The 16,434-nt window shown below is 41.5% G+C and carries 12 protein-coding genes; all 12 read left to right on the plus strand.

From position 1 onward, the window contains the following. The first annotated feature begins 3 nt into the window (after window positions 1–3). The 12 genes from JKG61_RS01465 to JKG61_RS01520 all read left to right on the plus strand — a co-directional run bounded on the left by JKG61_RS01465 (window position 4) and on the right by JKG61_RS01520 (window position 16,428). On the plus strand, window positions 4–969 hold the full coding sequence (locus JKG61_RS01465) for a formylglycine-generating enzyme family protein (protein ID WP_202101213.1): 966 nt from the start codon (window positions 4–6) through the stop codon (window positions 967–969). A gap of 26 nt (window positions 970–995) precedes the next feature. After that, window positions 996–2,309 (plus strand): Gfo/Idh/MocA family protein, encoded by a 1,314-nt coding sequence (locus tag JKG61_RS01470; protein ID WP_202101214.1) that lies wholly within the window; start codon window positions 996–998, stop codon window positions 2,307–2,309. 9 nt (window positions 2,310–2,318) lie between these two features. Beyond that, complete coding sequence (locus JKG61_RS01475; protein ID WP_202101215.1) at window positions 2,319–3,350, plus strand: FAD:protein FMN transferase; 1,032 nt, start codon at window positions 2,319–2,321, stop codon at window positions 3,348–3,350. 33 nt (window positions 3,351–3,383) lie between these two features. After that, complete coding sequence (locus tag JKG61_RS01480; RefSeq protein ID WP_202101216.1) at window positions 3,384–4,301, plus strand: hydroxypyruvate isomerase family protein; 918 nt, start codon at window positions 3,384–3,386, stop codon at window positions 4,299–4,301. Between the two features lie 13 nt (window positions 4,302–4,314). Beyond that, entirely contained in the window at window positions 4,315–5,562 is a 1,248-nt protein-coding gene (locus tag JKG61_RS01485; RefSeq protein WP_202101217.1) for a nucleoside permease, read from the plus strand. A gap of 44 nt (window positions 5,563–5,606) precedes the next feature. Next, entirely contained in the window at window positions 5,607–7,295 is a 1,689-nt protein-coding gene (locus JKG61_RS01490; RefSeq protein WP_202101218.1) for a GMC oxidoreductase, read from the plus strand. Between the two features lie 11 nt (window positions 7,296–7,306). Beyond that, window positions 7,307–8,731 (plus strand): Gfo/Idh/MocA family protein, encoded by a 1,425-nt coding sequence (locus tag JKG61_RS01495; protein WP_202101219.1) that lies wholly within the window; start codon window positions 7,307–7,309, stop codon window positions 8,729–8,731. An 11-nt stretch (window positions 8,732–8,742) separates the two neighbouring features. Beyond that, window positions 8,743–9,372: a gluconate 2-dehydrogenase subunit 3 family protein gene (locus JKG61_RS01500; RefSeq protein ID WP_202101220.1), complete on the plus strand. Its 630-nt coding sequence runs from the start codon at window positions 8,743–8,745 to the stop codon at window positions 9,370–9,372. Between the two features lie 296 nt (window positions 9,373–9,668). Then, entirely contained in the window at window positions 9,669–10,235 is a 567-nt protein-coding gene (locus JKG61_RS01505; RefSeq protein WP_202101221.1) for an RNA polymerase sigma factor, read from the plus strand. A gap of 57 nt (window positions 10,236–10,292) precedes the next feature. Further along, the gene (locus tag JKG61_RS01510; RefSeq protein ID WP_202101222.1) at window positions 10,293–11,450 is read left to right on the plus strand and encodes a FecR family protein; all 1,158 of its coding nucleotides are present in this window, start codon (window positions 10,293–10,295) and stop codon (window positions 11,448–11,450) included. Between the two features lie 40 nt (window positions 11,451–11,490). Beyond that, complete coding sequence (locus JKG61_RS01515) at window positions 11,491–14,988, plus strand: SusC/RagA family TonB-linked outer membrane protein (RefSeq protein WP_202101223.1); 3,498 nt, start codon at window positions 11,491–11,493, stop codon at window positions 14,986–14,988. 21 nt (window positions 14,989–15,009) lie between these two features. Beyond that, window positions 15,010–16,428, plus strand: a complete 1,419-nt coding sequence (locus tag JKG61_RS01520) for a RagB/SusD family nutrient uptake outer membrane protein (protein ID WP_202101224.1) — start codon at window positions 15,010–15,012, stop codon at window positions 16,426–16,428. The last annotated feature ends 6 nt before the right edge of the window (window positions 16,429–16,434 follow it).

A 16,434-nucleotide genomic window follows, 5' to 3' on the forward strand; every position in this document is an offset into this window, starting at 1 on the left:
TACATGAAGAGACTTTTTTTTGCGCTATTAGTATTGAGCGTCAGTTCTGTAAAAGCTCAGGATAAAACATTTAAAAAATACGTTCAGGAGATTAATGGCACTTCTTTGTCATTTTCAATGGAGCCCATCCCTGGAGGACAATTTAGGATGGGGAGTAAATCCGGCGAAGCGGATGAATCTCCGGTGCATTCAGTTAAAGTGGCTCCGTTTTGGATGGGGACTTATGAAGTTACCTGGGATCTTTACGAGCCATTTTTGTATAAGGATTATGAACTTTCTAAACAGAAAGAGGGAGCAGTTCCTTCGGAAGTCGATGCGGTAACCCGGCCCACTAAGCCTTATTTAGATATGACATTTGGCATGGGGAAAGAAGGGCATCCGGCATTGGCAATGACGCATTATAATGCGATTCAGTTTTGTAAGTGGTTATATATTAGAACTGGTGTTTTTTATCGGTTACCTACAGAAGCAGAATGGGAATTTGCCTGTCGAGCAGGGTCAGATAAGGCTTATTTTTTTGGTGAAGATGCTTCGATGTTAGGGGATTATGCTTGGTATGCTGCAAATAGTGATAAACATACACATAAGGTAGGAGAGAAGAAGCCTAATGCCTATGGATTGTACGATATGTTGGGCAATGTTTCGGAATGGACTTATGACCAATATATACCTACTTTCTATAGTCAATTTGAAGGTAAAGTCGGGGATAATCCCGTAGCAGAACCTACAGAGTTATATGCTCATGTAGTACGTGGTGGATCTTTCGATAGCCCAGCTAAGGCTTTGCGTTCGTCGGCAAGAGGGGCGTCCGATCCTGTTTGGAAACAGTTGGATCCTCAGATGCCTAAATCGAACTGGTGGTTTCCGGAGGCTCCTTTTGTAGGTATGCGATTGGTGAGACCTGTAAAAGCACCTTCGCATGAAGAGGCCATGGCGTATTATGATAAAGCACCGATAGAAGATTTTTAAACCCTATACCAATTATATTATAAGTTATGAGTCATTTTAATAGGAGAGATTTCTTAAAATCAACTTCGATTATTGCAGGAAGCACAATTATCGCAAGCTCCCCCTTGTCATCCGTTTTTGCCGCAGGCACAGACGTTATCCGTGTTGCTGTTATTGGCTGTGGAGGGCGTGGTACCGGGGCGGCTGTAGACGCACTAGAGTCGGGACAGCAGATTAAAATTGTAGCGATGGCTGATGCGTTTAAGGATAATCTAGATTCAGCGTATACTAATCTTCAAAAGAAGTATGCCGATAAGATGGATGTTCCTGATAGTCGCAAATACGTTGGGTTTGATGCTTATAAAGCGGCTATAAAGGATGCAGATGTTGTGATTTTGACTACTCCTCCAGGATTTCGTCCGATACATTTTGAGGAAGCAATTAAAGCTGGGAAACATGTTTTTATGGAAAAACCTGTTGCCGTAGATATTCCTGGTATCCGTAAGGTTCTCGAAGTAGCTGCCGAAGCCAAGCGTAAGAAGTTAAATGTCGTAGTAGGACTTCAGCGTCGTTACCAGACGAATTATCGGGAAGCTATAAAGCGTATTCAGGATGGTGCTATCGGTGATGTCGTGGCTGGTCAGGTCTATTGGAATAGTGGCGGCGTATGGGTGAGGCCTCGTAAACCAGAACAAACAGAGATGGAATATCAGATGCGCAATTGGTATTATTTTAATTGGCTCTGTGGTGATCATATCGTCGAACAGCATGTGCATAATATTGATGTTGCCAACTGGGTGAAAGGAAAATACCCTATTTCTATTGAAGGTACGGGATCACGCGCTCACCGCACGGGTAAGGACTATGGCGAAATCTATGATAATTTTGCGATAGAGATGACTTATGATGATGGTTCTGTGGTCTACAGTCAGTGCCGTCATTTTGAGGGGACGCATAATAGGGTGGAAGAAGCTTTTCAGGCCACAAAAGGTAGAGTCTATCTGTCTGCCGGTAATCAGGCTGTGTTATGGGATGCAAATGGTAAGGAGATTTATCGTCATGATGCAAAAGGTAATCCAAATCCTTATCGCCAAGAGCATGTCGAATTGTTTGCTGCAATCGCAAAAGGGGAGTACAAGTTTGATAATGCAGAGTATGGTGCTTATAGTACATTGACCGGGATTATAGGGCGTCTCGCATGCTATACGGGGACTGTGATCAAGTGGGAGAAAGCGATTCAATCGAATATCTCGATTATGCCTGAACATTACGCTTGGGATGCATTACCACGTCCTTTGCCAGATGCTGACGGTTTATATCCTGTAGCGGTACCTGGTATTAACACAGCCTTATATATCTAATTATTGAACATGTTTGCTAGTGCTATTCATCGGATGTTTTTTGGTTTCCCCACCTATGTAGGGGTGTTTCGATGTGGCTTTTTTTTCTGTTTTTTTCTGCTGACAGCTTCTCTTTATGGGCAAGAGTCCCATGTGTTGTCAGGGAGAGCACAGGGCACCACTTATCAAATTAAGTATTATGGTGAGGAGCGGATTTCGAAACAAGAAATCGATAGTGTCTTAAAAGTAATAGACCAGTCGATGTCGCTCTACGATGCAAATTCTATTATTTGCCAATTTAATGATCCTAATGTGTCCGAGGTAACTATGGATGATCATATGGCGAAAGTTGTTCAAGCGAGTTGGAAAACCTATCAGGATACTCGTGGTTATTTCGATATTACGGTGTATCCGCTTGTGAAAATATGGGGATTTGGAGCGGATGGTGCAAAGAATGTTCCGAGCCAAGAGGTAATAGATAGTGTACGGCAGATTATCGGGATGAAGAAATTGGAAGTGAAGGGAAATAGGTTAGTCAAACGTGTGCGGAATGTTTCTATCGATTTAAATGGGATTGCGCAGGGATATTCTGTCGATGTATTGGCCACTCATTTAACAAGTAGGGGAGTTAAAGATTTTTTGGTGGAGTTGGGAGGAGAGATCCGATCATTTGGATCTAAGCCTGATGGGCCTTTTGTGGTGGAGTTGTATAGACCAACACATATTGCTAAAGGAGAAATGCTCCGAGTGAAGATGAGTAACAACGCTATTACCAGTTCAGGAGTTTACGAACAACAACGTAAGGTGAATGGGAAGATGATATCCCATCATATGAACCCATTGACGGGACAACCTTTGCAGAGCACTATTGTGAGTGCTACCGTGATTGCGAAGACAGCGATGGAAGCAGATGCTTTGGATAACTATTTTATGAGTTTAACTCCTGAAGAGGCTATTCGGTTTGCTAATAAACGCAAGAATGTGGAACTGTATCTCATTTGTTTTGAGGATAACACTTTTAAGGAGTTGCAAAGCTCGGGATTTAATAACTATATTTATTAACGTGATCAACGGATAAACCTTTTTAATAAAGTAATGAAAAGATCTGATTTTATAAAAAACTCAGGATTGCTATTTGGAAGTAGCTTGTTAGTTCCATCACTATCGCATGCTTCTGTAAGTGATGGGGGGACGAAAGGAGGAGCTGCTTTTCAGCTTGATTATGCACCTCATCAAGGTATGTTCAGTGCAAGTGCCGGCAAGAATTTTCTTGATGAAATAAAGTACATGCATGATTTAGGCTTTCGCAGCATCGAAGATAACGGTATGACGGGAAGAACGGTGGATGAACAGAAGAAAGTTGGAGAACTTCTTTCGAAGTTAGGTATGCGAATGGGCGTATTTGTTGTTCCTAAAGGAGGCAATGGTGCGAATACGCTTGCGGCAGGAAAAGAAGAACATGTAGATATATTTCTGAAAGGATGTCGGGAGTCTATCGAGACTGCAAAACGGGTAAATGCAAAATGGATTACGGTGGTACCAGGTGATTATGAACGCCGCCTTCCTATTGGAGTGCAAACCGCAAATGTTATTGAGGGATTGAAGCGTGGCGCTGAATTGTTGGAACCTCACGGTATTACAATGGTTTTGGAACCGCTAAGTGATACACCTGATTTGTTTCTGCGATTTACAGACCAAGCTTATGAAATATGTAAAGCGGTAGATAGTCCATCGTGTAAGATTTTGTACGATGCTTATCATCAACAGAAGAACGAAGGTAATCTGATCAATTTTATGAATCAATGTTGGAGTGAGATTGCTTATATCCAAGTGGGTGATAATCCTGGTCGTAAAGAACCAACAACAGGAGAGATCAATTATAAAAATGTTTTTAAATGGCTTTATAATAAGGGGTATACAGGAGTTGTGGGGATGGAGCATGGGATGTCAAAAGGAGGGAAAGAAGGGGAAGAAGCTTTGGTAAAGGCATATAGAGAAGTCGATAATTTCTAATCAATTTAAACTTATGAATTCAACTACGAAAGTCAAACTGTCGTTTATGATGTTCCTCGAATTTTTTATTTGGGGGTCTTGGTTTGTTACCTTGGGTACATTCCTTATCAAAAACTTGAGTGCAGGTCAATTTGAGATTGCGAATGTGTTTTCTACACAATCTCTTGGGGCGATTATTGCTCCTTTTATTATCGGAATGATCGCCGATCGTTATTTCAATGCCGAGCGTATTTTGGGTATTTTACATTTAGTAGGTGCTATTTTGATGTATCAAATGTATCAAGCACCTGATGTGACGGTATTTTACCCTTATGTATTGTCCTATATGATTCTGTATATGCCTACTTTGTCGTTGGTGAATTCGGTGTCTTTCCGACAGCTGGCTAATCCGGAGAAGGAGTTTTCTGGAATTCGGATCTGGGGTACTATTGGTTGGATTGTTGCTGGATTATCAATAAGTTATTTGTTTAAGTGGGATGGTGCTGAGGCTTCTGCACAAGGTGCTTTGAAAAATACATTTTTGATGGCCGGTGTTGCTTCTTTGGTGCTCGGATTGTTTTCTTTTGTGTTGCCTAAAACACCTCCAGTTAAAGCGTCTGCAGAGGAAAAGCCTTCATTTGCTTCTATTATTGGCTTAGATGCTATCAAGTTATTGAAAGATAAGAATTTCTTGATTTTCTTTATCTCCTCGATCTTGATTTGTATTCCTCTTGCTTTTTATTATCAAAATGCAAATCCCTTTTTAGATCAAATCGGTTTGGAAAATCCAACAGGGAAAATGACCATTGGTCAAATCTCAGAAGTGGGATTTCTTTTGCTTTTACCGTTGTTCTTTACTCGTTTTGGCTTTAAGAAAACCATTTTGGTGGGGATGTTGGCGTGGGCTGTCCGCTATTTGCTTTTTGCCTATGGCAATGCTGGAGATCTTTCGTTTATGTTGATCCTAGGTATTGCATTGCATGGTATCTGCTATGATTTCTTTTTTGTTTCAGGACAGATCTATACGGACAGTAAGGCTGGAGAAAAATATAAAAGTGCTGCACAAGGTCTGATTACTTTGGCTACTTATGGTGTAGGACAATTAATCGGTTTTTGGGTAGCTGGATATGTTGGCGAAATGTATAAAGACCTGCAAGAATCTAATGTTGCTGCATTTTGGCAGCAAACCTGGATTATTCCTGCCGGAATCGCGTTGGTTGTGATGGTTATTTTTATGCTGCTTTTTAAAGATGAAAAAGTCGGAACAGCAGCTAAAGTTTAGTTAAGAAATAGAGAGAGATTAATAAATAAAAAATATTTAAAGTCATGGTAGAAAATAATACATATGATGCAATTGTAATAGGTTCAGGCATAAGTGGAGGTTGGGCTGCGAAAGAATTGACGGAGAAAGGGTTGAAAACCATTATGTTGGAACGCGGTCGTAACATTGAACATATCAAGGATTATACCTCGCCTAATAAACATCCTTGGGAGTTTCCGCATGCAGGGGGAAGGACGCAAGAGATGATTGCTGATTATCCTGTATTAAAGAGAGATTATCCTTTGAATGAGAAGAATCTTGATTATTGGGTTAATGAAAAGGAGAGTCCGTATACCGAAATCAAGCGTTTTGACTGGTATAGAGGTTATCATGTGGGGGGACGTTCGTTGATGTGGGGTAGACAGTCTTACCGTTTGGGGGATTTAGATTTTGAGGCAAACCTGAAGGATGGACATGGTGTAGATTGGCCAATCCGTTATAAAGATATTGCGCCTTGGTATAGTTATGCAGAGAAGTTTGCTGGTATATCTGGAAATCGGGATGGCGTACCATCGCTTCCTGATGGTGATTATATGCCTGCTATGCCTTTCAATATTGTAGAGAAGGATTTAGCAGCTCGTCTACAGAAGGAATATGGAGGTAAGCGTCATTTCCTTATGGGGCGTACAGCTAATATCACTGTGCCGCATGAAGGACGTGTCAATTGTCAATATCAAAATCAATGTTGGTTAGGCTGTAATTTTGGTGCTTATTTTAGTACGCAATCGGCTACTTTACCTGCAGCTGTTAAAACCGGAAATCTTACATTAAGACCTTTCTCTATTGTTACCAAGATCATATACGATAAGGATACGAAAAAAGCTAAAGGGGTCGAAATATTAGATGCAGAGACCAATCAAACATATGAATACTATGCAAAAATTGTCTTTGTCTGTGCTTCTGCTATGAATTCGACTTGGGTATTGATGAATTCTGCGACAGATGTATGGGAAGGCGGACTCGGAAGTAGTAGTGGTGAATTAGGACATAATCTGATGGATCATCATTTCCGTTGTGGAGCTGGCGGTAAGGTTGAGGGATTTGAAGATAAATATATTTTCGGCAGACGTCCAACAGGGCTTTATGTGCCACGTTTTGTTAATGTGGATGGTGACAATAAGCAACGGGAATATGTTCGTGGCTTTGGTTATCAAGGAGCTGCTAGCCGTGGACGTTGGTCTGGGGAGATTGCAGAGATGAGTGTCGGGGGGGCATGGAAGGATGCTATCTGCGAGCCTGGAAAGTGGTCTGTAGGTTTTGGTGCTTTCGGTGAGATGCTTCCTTATCACGAGAACCATATCAAACTGGATAAGGATAAGAAAGATAAGTGGGGGTTACCTGTATTGGCTGTTGATGCGGAAATCAAAGACAATGAAATCAAGATGCGTGGAGATATGCAAAACGAGATGAAAGAAATGTTGGAAAGTATCGGCGTAAAAGATGTGAAAACCTATGATAATGTGTATGGTCTAGGTCAGGGAATTCATGAAATGGGAACTGCACGTATGGGTAGAGATCCTAAGACATCGGTGTTGAATGGTAACAACCAAGTGTGGGATGCTCTCAATGTATTCGTTACAGATGGTGCTGCTATGACATCTGCAGGATGTGTGAATCCATCTTTGACTTATATGGCGCTTACTGCACGTGCTGTGGATTTTGCTGTTAATGAACTAAAGAAAGGAAACCTGTAATACAATTTACTATGAATAACGACAGTAGACGAGATTTTATTAAAAAGGCTGCGATTGCAGCTGCTGGTGTTACCATCGTACCAAGACATGTGTTGGGAGGATCGGGATTTCGTGCCCCTAGTGATATGTTGCAAGTAGCATCTATCGGAGTCGGTGGTATGGGGGGATCCGATGTCAACAAGATTTTTCAGAGTAATAAAGCGAATATTGCTTATCTCTGTGATGTAGATAAGGCGAGAGCTAAGAATTCGGTAGAGAAATTTCCTAAGGCTAAGTTTTATACTGATTTTAGAGAAATGCTAGATAAAGAGGCACAACATATTGATGCGGTGTCTATATCCACACCAGATCATAATCATGCTATACAGACATTGGCTGCAATGGAATTAGGTAAACATGTCTATGTACAAAAGCCATTAGCTCATGATGTTTGGGAAGCAAGGGCACTGACTCATGCAGCTAAAAAATATAAGGTAGTGACACAGATGGGAAACCAAGGGGCTTCGGGAGATGGTGTTCGGCAGATGCGTGAGTGGATTGATGCTGGACTGATCGGAGATTTGGTAGAGGTTTATGCTTGGACGGATAGACCTGTGTGGCCCCAAGGAATTGCTTGGCCTTCACAGAAAGCTGCCATACCATCTACTTTAGATTGGGACAAATGGTTGGGTACGGCTCCCTACACGGAGTATTTTGATAAGTTGGTGCCTTTTAATTGGCGTGGTTGGTGGCCGTATGGTACAGGCGCATTAGGTGATATGGGCTGTCACAATCTGGAAGCCCCGTTTAGTATCTATGGACTGCAATATGTGAAAGATGTACAGGCGAGTGTGGGCTCAGTGTATGTAGATGAGTTCAAGCGAGGTTATTTTCCAGAGTCTTGCCCTCCATCGAGTGCTGTGACGATGACTTTTCCGAAGACCGCTAAAACTAAAGGCGATGTAAAGGTGCATTGGATGGATGGAGGTATACAGCCACCGAGGCCTGATGAATTGGGTGCTAATGAGAAGTTTGGGGATGGAGGGAATGGTATTCTTATCATTGGAACCAAAGGTAAAGTCCTCGCTGATACTTATGCAGCAAATCCACGGTTGTTGCCTACCACTAAGCAATATAAGAAAGTTGCAGAGAAATATCAAAGAGTACCAGGTGGATCAAATGGACATTGGGCGCAATGGGTTGAAGGCTGTCTGGCGGGATACGGCAATATGGAGATGTCTTCACCATTTGAAATTGCAGGTCCATTAACAGAAGCTTTGCTAATGGCCAATCTTGCCATCCGAGGTGCTGATTTAAAAATTGATAATAAATATCCGGGTCGTAGCTTGAAGTTGCTTTGGGACAATACTAATATGCGGGTTACTAACTTTGATGAAGCTAATCAGTTTGTCAAACGTACCTATAGACCGGGATGGGAAGTAAACTATACATTTTAAAATAGATAAAGATGAATAGAAGAGAAGCAATACAACGTGTAGCTATGATTTTAGGGGGCTCTGTTATTGGAGCGAACCTGTTTTTAGAGGGTTGTACACGTCCTGCATCGAATAGTGTCGCAGGATTATTCGAGAAAGATATTATCGAACGGTTAGGTGATCTAGCAGATGCTATTTTACCACCGACAGCCACACCAGGTGCTAAGGAAGCAGGTGTGGGTAGTTTCATCCCTGTCATGGTGAGGGATTGCTATACGGAGAAGCAACAAAAAGTGTTTTTAGAAGGTCTTGCTTTGCTGGATGAAAAAGCAAAAGAAGTAAAGAACAAACCTTTTGGTGAGCTGTCTATAGAAGACCGTACAGCTGTAGCAGCTGCGCTTGACAAGGAAGCTGGAGAATTCAATAAAAAGCAATCAAAAGAGCAAAAAGAAATCCGTGAGAAACATAAAGTAAAGCAGAATGAGCTTTATCATTCGGAGGAGAATGATCCTCCACATTGGTTTACTTTGTTCAAGCAATTGACATTAACTGGTTTTTTTAACTCTGAACTGGGATGTACAAAAGCGCTTCGGTATGTGAAAGTACCTGGGCGTTATGATGGTGAGTTCCCTTATAAAAAAGGAGATAAAGCATTTGCTTAACATTCATCAAATCTATAGTAATTAGGTACCGCATATAATACGGTACCTTTTTTTTATCTCCGTTACATCTTATGAATTAGTTTGTCACCGATGAATAAATTACCATATTTGTAGCTAATGGGGATGTCTGTCAGATTCTATGTTTTCCAGCCAAAAATGGGGGTATAAGTATTTGATATTTGTGATCAATCAATTTTAAGTTAACGGTTATATAAGTTGTTTCTCAGTTTTTTTTCTTATACTCGTGTCGTGAGACCGTAAGGAAAGTACAGGACTATTAACACTAACCTCAAAATATGGCTGAATATTTTGATAAAACCTTAAGTACCAAAATTGATTTATCGGATGAACAGAAGTTTAAAGAGCTGTTCAATGGCTATTTTGCACCTTTATGTTTTTTTGCCAGACAATATGTTGGTAATTTCCATGATGAAGATGTGGTCTCCAGCGTTTTTTCTACACTGTATCAGAAAAAACTAAAGTTTAATACCCAGGAAGAATTTGTATTCTACATTTACAAAAGTGTAAAGAACAGATGCTTAGACACACTCAAGTCTGATATCCGAATGCAGGATAGAAATCAAGCCTACTTTAATGAGTTGGAGCATGAAAATCTGTTTAATCAAATCGTGGAGAATGAGATCATGGCCGAAACCTACCGCGAAATCCAGCTACTACCTACCTACAGTCGCAGAATAATTGAAATGAGTTATTTAGAAGGTTTAAGCAATCAAGAAATTGCGGATGAACTGCAGCTCTCTCTACAAACGATTAAGAACTATAAGCGCAACGCAGTTATTAGCCTCAAGACAGTCTTACTGCGAAAGATTATGACTTTTTTATTTTTTTTAAGTACTTTTTAGGATCGGTGTCGTTCTATAAGGGAATTCAATAGAATAAACCTTTGAACTAGATCCTCGATGAAGAAAATAACAGATTATACACCTACCGTCTATCAGCTCGTTTCCCTTATCCGGAAAGCAAGGAAAGATTCGCTGACCCCAGTAGAGTCTCAGACGCTTCAGGAGTGGCTTGACCGAGATGTCAAGAACCGTGAATTGTACGAGAGATTGTTGTGTGAGGATCAATCGGAAAAGGTTGAAAGTATGGTTTCTATGGACACTTCTGCTCCGTATTTCCGAATGATCAATGTTCAACGAAAGAAGAAGAAAACTCAATGGCTGGTCGCTGGCGGGATTTCGGTGGCGGCTTCGATTATGCTTTACTTTTTATTTGTGCCCCTGTCTCCCGACACTACTATGGAGACGAGAGGCAGTTTGAGCTTGTTGTCCAAAGAAGCCTCTGATTTAATCACTTTGCAGACCGGTCCCATGCAAAAAGACCTGATCGTCCAAGAAGATAGTGTATATGAAGTCTCTTCGTTGGTACGGGCAGCACGATTGGAAAGTCCAGTTGTTAGGGGGCAAGATAAACCTGTAGTGATTCACACGCCAATCGGTAAGACCATATCGTTCAGAATGTATGACGGTAGTACGGTTTATCTGAATTCGAATTCCACGATTACATTTTACAATCACGATGTAAGGAATAATGAGCGTCGTGTTAAGCTAAATGGAGAAGCTTTTTTTGTAGTCTCCAAGGACAAGGATAGGCCTTTTGTTGTCGAAAATCATGGTAACGAAATCAAGGTGCTCGGTACTTCTTTTAATGTAAATGGGTATGATAACCGACCTAAGTTCAAACTCGGATTGGCGACAGGTAAAGTAGAAGTCAATTTCAAAGAGGTTGGTCAATCCGAAACCCTGACCCCAGGAAATGAATTCATCTATGACAGAGGGCAGAAGATCGTGACACGGCATATGGTGGATACTGATCGTATCGGTCTTTGGAGAACTGGCGTATATGCCTTTGAAAAAGCAACGATCCAAGAGCTGACCAAGGATCTCGAGCAGATGTATCCTATCCACTTTAAATACGAAGGAGACATACCTAAATATCGGTTCAGCGGTGAGATTTCGAGAAAAGAAAACTGGCAAAAGGCATTGGAGAAGCTAGAGATGACGCATAGAGTGAAATTCATTATTGAAGGAGACGAAATCACCGTACAGAGCCATTAACAATAATAACTAATTAACCAACTATAACAATTCGTAATTTATGATGAGAAATAGCACTCCCTCGATTATGTGGAGAAAGAAACCTCATTTCTTAAGAGATGAGTTCCCCCCGAATTCTGCAAAACTCAAAGAACCAAAATTCAGATTGATTCAGTATATGATTTTGTTCATGCTCATCCATTTGGCCATGACTTCTGCTATACCCGCGCAGATCATAACGATCAAACAAAAGAGCTTGACCCTGAATGCGTTTATGGATCTGATTACCCAAAAGAGTAAATATAGATTTATTTATACCGATGAAGATATCGCATTGGCCAAGAAGAAAGATCTGTATATCGAGAATGTAGAGATAGAAGAAGCTCTAGGTGAATATTTTAAAGATCAGCCGATTGAGTATAAGATTGTCGATCGTAGCATTGTACTTAGCCTATCTTCAAAAAAAACATCGTCAAAGTCTAGCGTTACAACTGTTGCTGTCTTACAGGATAAGGTAAACGGTACAGTGACATTGCAGATGAATAATAAGCAAATCCCAGGCGAAGGGGTGACTGTACTGGTACAAAGTACCAAGCGGCGAGTATATACTGCTATCGATGGTTCGTTCTCGGTGCAGGCCAAAGTGGGGGATGTGTTGGTTTTCAGTTCGATAGGGTATAAGCCTCATGAGGTACGTGTCGTCTCTCTGTCTACGCCAATAAAAGTAAGTTTGCGTGAAGATATTGTCGATTTGGACGATGTGGTGGTGACTGGGTACCAGACCCAAGAAAAGAGAACAATTACGGGATCTATGTCACAGCTGAAAGGGGAGGATTTTGAAAATATGCCAATACAGTCTTTTGATCAAGCGATGCAAGGACGTATGGCTGGTGTACTAGTACAGGGGGTGTCGGGTGTACCTGGCGGGCCTGTCAATATTGAAATCCGTGGACAAGGATCGATTAGTGCTGGGAAGCAACCTTTATATATTGTAGATGGTGTCGAGATTAATGCCGAAGATGCAGCTAGTAATATTACAGCGAGTAATCCTTTGGCTTTCCTGAATCCGGCGGATATCAAGTCAATAGAGGTTTTGAAAGATGCTGCTGCAGCATCTATATATGGAGCGCAGGCGGCCAATGGAGTAGTATTGATTACAACCAAAAGTGGGGAGGCTGGAAACACGAAATTTACCGCTAAACTGAGCTCAGGTATGGTGTCTCCGATACAGTTGCTCGAGGTAATGAACACACAACAGTATCTTAGGGTACGTTCTGAAGCTCTGGCCAATCTCAATCCTAGTTGGTCTCCAGAAAAGGTTCGTACGGAATTGTTGAAGGAAAGTCAGTTTCCGATTACGATGACCGATGCTGAAATCGCCGCTTTGCCTTCATACGATTGGCAGTCGGAGGCTTTTCGGACAGGGACGACCAATAACCTGCAACTAGCGATGTCAGGAGGTACGAATAAAACGACCTTTCGCATATCGGGGTCTTATGATCTGACGCAAGGGAATGTAATAGGTAATGATTTTAGACGGGGATCGATTTATATGCGTCTTAATCATAGTGTAAACGATAAGGTCAAGATCATGGGAAGTATCAATCTAAGTGATGTGGAACAAAATGGCAGCTATCGCTCTTGGGGATCCTATTCTTATCTTTCCTCTCCCCAGTTTACGAGTCCGTTTATGTTGCCTTTCCTGCCTATTTATAATGAAGACGGATCTTTCAATGCCCCATTAGACCGTTTTCCTGGTAGTTTTCCCTATAATGCGATCCATGTTACGGATATCAATACCCAGCGAGCAAAGACAGCCAACATGTTAGGTAACTTCCAACTGTCGTGGGCAATATCAAAAGACTTTAATTTTGAGTCCCGTTTCGGACTGAACTATCGGATTTATCGTACTGAATTCTATATAGATCCACGTACACAGGAAGCTAACGCGCGACAGGGATACAAGTCTTTTAGAGTACAGCCTTCGTCCACCTTTACGACATCACATACACTTGTATACAATAAAACGGTAGACAACAATCATAATATCAATGCACTTCTAGGAGCTGAATATAGAGATTATACTCAATACCGGGTTTCTGCAACTTCCGAGGGGTTTCCTTCTCCCCAGTTTAGATACATGACAGCCGCCTCGACTATACTGGGAGCTGATGAGCTGTATACGGGAGACCGACGTTTAGGGTTCTTTACACAGGCGAATTATAATTTCAAAAAGCGATATATGTTTAGTGCTGTATTGCGTTATGATGGTTCGTCTAAGTTCGGAGAGGATAACCTATTCGGTTTATTTCCAGCTGTATCAGCGGGTTGGGATATGGCTCGAGAACCTTTTGTACGTCGGGCGGTGTGGTTGCAACAACTTAAATTACGTGCTAGCTATGGCGAGACAGGTAACAGCCAGATACGTAACTTTGCTTCATTGGCTTTATGGAACGGTACGGGCTCTTACGCAGGCTTACCTGGCACGAAGACAAGTCAGATGGGAAATGCGGAATTACGTTGGGAGAGAAATATTACGACTAATTTTGGAGTGGATTTTTCTATGTTTCGTCGTAGATTATATGGATCTGCGGAAATATTTCACAGGAGAAGCAAAGATCTCTTGTTAAATACGCCGTTACCTTACACCAGTGGTTTTAGTAGTGTGTATCGGAATACCGGGGAAGTGATCAATAAAGGATTGGAAATCGAATTGAATTCTGATGTTATCAAGACAGTAGATTTTAAATGGACATCTACATTCAATATTTCATTTCTAAAAAATAAAGTGACTAAACTCTATAGAGGAGTCACCGAAGACGGTTCGGATGAGGATACACAGATAGAAGAAACCGATGTGGATGTATTGCCTAGTAATACGAGTATCCGGGTGGGGTATCCGATGTATACGAATTTTGTCAATCAGTATGCTGGAGTAAATGCAGCTACGGGTAAGCCTATGTGGTGGTATGGTCTGAATCAGTTAAGCTATTCGCCAGGTGCACAAGGCTCCTCTAGTTATGCTCCATTTGGACGAGGAAGCCGTATGTCGGATTATTATGGTGGATTCTCTAATAAATTTAGCTATAAAAGCTTCACGTTGGATATCTTCTTCCAATATGATATGGGAAGAGAATTGTACAATGAGACGAATACTCGTCTTTACCGTAACGGTGGGGTAATCGCTAACTCAGCTCTGCGCGCATATGATCTGCGTTGGCAGGAACCAGGGCAGATCACCGCATTTCCTCGGCCTATAAGCGGTAATACAGAAACTCTAGCGTTGAGTGATTTGGTCGCTTCATCAAGATTCTTGGAAGATGCATCTTATATACGGCTAAAACAGGTGGCGATAAGTTACAAGGTGCCAGCAAAAAAGCTGGGTAAGTCGAAATTGAATTCTTTAGAGGTCTATCTACATGCACTGAACCTAGCTACTTGGACAAAATGGACAGGATATGATCCCGAATTTTACATCGATGAGTCAAATTTTACCTCTAATGTAGGACAGATCCCTCAGTCCAAAACATTTACGGTTGGTGTTTCGGCAAGTTTTTAACGTTTTTAACTATAGGGAAAGATGAAAATAAAGATATATAAATATATAGGATTGTCTATAGCATGGTCGATGTTCTCCTGTTCGGCTATTTTAGATGTGAAACCTACGGATGCGATCGACGCGTCTGAAAGTTTGGTGACATCTGAAGACTTTGAAACGGCAACAGTGGGTTCTTACTCCTACCTGAGAGCTACATCTTTATATGGGCGGCAATTAATCAGTTACCCCGAGTTTTTGGGCAACAATGTGTCGCATCACGGCCGCGTCGCAACATTACTTACTTTATCTAACAATGCGCGTGGTGTACATATGACACCTTGGCTGACTAGTTATCAGGCTTTGGCACAGATTAATATGATTTTGGATCAGTTGGAGAAATTTCAAGGGGATGTAAAACGTAAAAATAAGATACGTGGACAGTTACTTTTTTTGAGAAGCCTTTATTATCATAATTTATCTAAGGTATATGGTTACGAACCAAAAGTGAAAAGGTCTACCGATCGCGGTACAGTACCTCTACGGCTTAATGCGATATACAGTTACGATAAAAGTGAAAATCTGGCACGAGCGACTTCTGAAGAAATGTATGCCCACTTATATAAGGAATTGGAAGAGGCGTATGTTTTATTAAGCGACCAACCTACGAATCAGGCTCCTTTCTTCGCTACAGCCGGTTCTGTGGCAGCGCTGTTTTCCCGTGTAGCTTTGTATAATGCTGATTATGAGGGTGTAATCAAGTGGTCTACCATTGCATTGGAATCGGGGGTGGGTCGCTTGTCGACAAAAGATAGCTATGTTTCAGATTGGCGTGCTATTTCTCACCCTGAGTCTATGTTTGAGGTCGAATTTAAGGTCGATCAGAATCTGGGTGTAGATAATGCTATTCGTTCCGACTTTACAAATAGAGTAGACCCTGAGGCGACTGTGTCGAATGGGGGGGCTCCAGGCAGGATATCAGACGAACTGTATACGCTTTTTGAAGATTCGGACGTGCGTAAGAAGTTGATTGTTAAAGGCCTTGGCGCAGCTTCTAACGATAATCAAATGACGAAGTTTTTTAGTCGCGGTGGTGCCCCTAATCTGGATAATATACCGGTTATAAGGATATCTGAAATGTATCTTAATCGGGCGGAGGCCTATGCCCATATGCAAGGTGGAGAAAGTGCTGCGTTGATGGATCTGAATCGTATCCGTACACGTGCAGGCTTAGCACCTGCTGGGGGATTGGCTGAGCAGGCTCTGATTGATGAAATATTAAAGCAGCGTCGATTAGAGCTTTGTTTTGAAGGCCATAATTTTTTTGATTATAAAAGGCTGGGACTGAATATTATTAAGGCTAATGGGACAACATTTCAATACTCCGATTATCGTGTCTTGGGCCGTATTCCATGGCGCGATGTAACTACTTTCAGTAATATGAAACAGAATTCAGGATATTAAGTGAAT

Origin of the sequence: Sphingobacterium faecale, assembly GCF_016746095.1 — a bacterium.
Classification (GTDB): Bacteria; Bacteroidota; Bacteroidia; order Sphingobacteriales; family Sphingobacteriaceae; genus Sphingobacterium; species Sphingobacterium faecale.

Bases quoted from the DNA above. Each gene is read 5' to 3' on its own strand.
- JKG61_RS01515 (WP_202101223.1), top strand. From the start codon at position 11,491: ATGATGAGAAATAGCACTCCCTCGATTATGTGGAGAAAGAAACCTCAT.
- JKG61_RS01495 (WP_202101219.1), top strand. From the start codon at position 7,307: ATGAATAACGACAGTAGACGAGATTTTATTAAAAAGGCTGCGATTGCA.
- JKG61_RS01465 (WP_202101213.1), top strand. From the start codon at position 4: ATGAAGAGACTTTTTTTTGCGCTATTAGTATTGAGCGTCAGTTCTGTA.
- JKG61_RS01475 (WP_202101215.1), top strand. From the start codon at position 2,319: ATGTTTGCTAGTGCTATTCATCGGATGTTTTTTGGTTTCCCCACCTAT.
- JKG61_RS01485 (WP_202101217.1), top strand. From the start codon at position 4,315: ATGAATTCAACTACGAAAGTCAAACTGTCGTTTATGATGTTCCTCGAA.
- JKG61_RS01520 (WP_202101224.1), top strand. From the start codon at position 15,010: ATGAAAATAAAGATATATAAATATATAGGATTGTCTATAGCATGGTCG.
- JKG61_RS01505 (WP_202101221.1), top strand. From the start codon at position 9,669: ATGGCTGAATATTTTGATAAAACCTTAAGTACCAAAATTGATTTATCG.
- JKG61_RS01500 (WP_202101220.1), top strand. From the start codon at position 8,743: ATGAATAGAAGAGAAGCAATACAACGTGTAGCTATGATTTTAGGGGGC.
- JKG61_RS01480 (WP_202101216.1), top strand. From the start codon at position 3,384: ATGAAAAGATCTGATTTTATAAAAAACTCAGGATTGCTATTTGGAAGT.
- JKG61_RS01510 (WP_202101222.1), top strand. From the start codon at position 10,293: ATGAAGAAAATAACAGATTATACACCTACCGTCTATCAGCTCGTTTCC.
- JKG61_RS01490 (WP_202101218.1), top strand. From the start codon at position 5,607: ATGGTAGAAAATAATACATATGATGCAATTGTAATAGGTTCAGGCATA.
- JKG61_RS01470 (WP_202101214.1), top strand. From the start codon at position 996: ATGAGTCATTTTAATAGGAGAGATTTCTTAAAATCAACTTCGATTATT.